This is a genomic window from Mesorhizobium alhagi CCNWXJ12-2 (genome assembly GCF_000236565.1).
Classification (GTDB): domain Bacteria; phylum Pseudomonadota; class Alphaproteobacteria; order Rhizobiales; family Rhizobiaceae; genus Allomesorhizobium; species Allomesorhizobium alhagi.
Genome location: NZ_AHAM01000161.1, coordinates 1 through 1,112, shown reverse-complemented (window position 1 = coordinate 1,112; position 1,112 = coordinate 1). Strand labels below are relative to the sequence as shown.

The 1,112-nt window shown below is 53.4% G+C and carries 2 protein-coding genes; both read left to right on the top strand.

The features are described from left to right. The first annotated feature begins 190 nt into the window (after positions 1-190). Positions 191-667: a hypothetical protein gene (locus MAXJ12_RS36865; RefSeq protein WP_139043942.1), complete on the top strand. Its 477-nt coding sequence runs from the start codon at positions 191-193 to the stop codon at positions 665-667. Between the two features lie 50 nt (positions 668-717). Then, positions 718-1,112 (top strand): AAA family ATPase (locus tag MAXJ12_RS18680; protein WP_008837520.1); only part of this gene is annotated, 395 nt, incomplete at its 3' end.

Here is a 1,112-nt window from a genome sequence, read left to right as displayed (position 1 = left end):
ATCGCCTGCCTCCGCAAATCAATGCCAGGATTGAATCAAAATCGCGGTCCAAAGGCGAGGGTTTTTAGAGATGTCCATCTGGCTGACGTTGCCAGCGAGCTTTGCGAACACTTTTCTTGCCTCCTGCGATGTTGCGACGCGGTCAACCTCTCGATAGGCATGTCTGTGACTGGTACAATGTGAGCATCATATGCACGCACCCTACTACCCGAATGCAAGCATCCCACGCATGGCAGCCTTGGGGGGTGATCATTGGCAATTGAGCGGCCTCAATTCAATTACCGTGATATTTGGAAAAAACGGATCAGGAAAAAGTCTCCTTTTGCGATCGTGGCGTGACCAGAAGACGGACAACATCCACTACGTTGTGCCGGAGCGATCAGGAAATCTTGAGTTTGAGCCCGGTTATCTTCGGCAACAGCTCAGCGGTGAGCAGCGTAGCCAACAAGCGAAACGAAACTACCTGAGTGAATACCGCCAACATGTAATAACCAGAGTCCAAGGCTACTTTGCCGCTCGGGGTAACGTTCGCACCGCCACATTGCCAGGTGATCCGAGTGACCTGGAGCGCCTTATCGGGCAGTTGATCCCTGATTTCACGATCTCTCTCGATGGGCTTGCAAATCCGCCCTATCGACTAATGAGAGCGGTCGACCAGACGCCGTAGGAGGCATTGATCAGCTCAGCAGCGGCGAAGCGCAACTCCTAACCATAGGTTTGGACGTACTGACAATAGCTGCCATTTGGGAAATTGAAGACCGGCAAGAGCGGCTCATACTGATAGACGAACCCGACGCCCACATTCATCCTGACCTACAGGTTCGGTTTGCCGATTTTCTCGTGCAAGTCGCTGAGAAATATGCTCCTCAAGTTGCCATCGCGACACACAGCACAACGTTCATGGCAGCCTTGGGCCAGTTTGGAGGGAATGCGGCGAGCGTATTGTACCTTGATCGACGGGCTTCGGAATTCGTCGCTCAGCCCTTCGACGCCATCATGAAAGAGCTCTCTGCTTGTTTGGGCGGTCACGCGCTTATGGGGCCACTCTTCGGAGTTCCTCTACTGCTCGGTAAGCGTAGAGCTCAGACCGTTTGGGCTTCGAAGTTCCAAGG